The sequence below is a fragment of the [Flexibacter] sp. ATCC 35208 genome (genome assembly GCF_001975825.1).
In the GTDB taxonomy this organism is placed as follows: Bacteria; Bacteroidota; Bacteroidia; order Chitinophagales; family Chitinophagaceae; genus Chitinophaga.
This window is the reverse complement of record NZ_MTKN01000355.1, coordinates 1-352: the sequence shown is the minus strand read 5'-3', so window position 1 is coordinate 352 and position 352 is coordinate 1. Positions and strand designations below refer to the sequence as shown.

At 42.3% G+C, this 352-nt stretch carries 1 protein-coding gene; it reads left to right on the top strand.

Annotated elements, in window-relative coordinates; genetic code table 11:
- On the top strand, positions 1-352 hold a 352-nt coding region (locus tag BW716_RS35895), incomplete at both ends, for a tandem-95 repeat protein (protein WP_143709285.1).

Below are 352 nucleotides of genomic sequence, written 5' to 3'. Positions count from 1 at the left end.
AGGGTACATATACTTACACTCCAGCTACTAATTATAATGGTGCTGATAGCTTTACAGTAACAGTAAGCGATGGAACATCGACTGCAACAATCACAGTCAATATCACAGTACATTCAGTAAATGATGCCCCTGTAGGAGGCACATTCACAGAGGAAACGAATGAAGATGTAGCACTGACCAGCCAGGTAACAGGTACAGATGTAGATGGTGATGTGCTGACTTATACCAAGGCTACTGATCCTGCACATGGTACGGTAGTGGTGAATAGTGATGGTACATATACTTATACACCAGCTACTAATTATAATGGCGCGGATAGCTTCACAGTAACTGTAAGTGATGGAACATCGAC